The following is a 237-nucleotide window of genomic DNA, read 5'->3' on the forward strand; positions in this document are numbered from 1 at the left end:
GAAGGATCTGATCGGACGCGAAGTCCTGATAAAGGAAGTCGACAAGCAAGGCGTCGGTGGTTGTGCCGATGTCAGGGCAGCGATCGACAACGCGCGCCAGAGCATCATCATCAAAGCGATGCTCGCCGACTACATCAAGAAGAACTACATCGATGAAGGCAAGCTCGGCGTCGCTGTCGGCGAGGGCTTCTACAACTACAAGGGCTGACCGACTTACCGGCTCACCGCGCGGTGGTT

General features: G+C 57.4%; 1 pseudogene. It reads left to right on the forward strand.

The window, feature by feature from the left end:
• Positions 1 to 208: pseudogene (locus AC3XQU_RS24875) on the forward strand (peptidylprolyl isomerase); the annotation flags it as partial.
• Positions 209 to 237: the final 29 nt, after the last annotated feature.

It is taken from the genome of Telluria sp. AZSoR62, assembly GCF_058111565.1.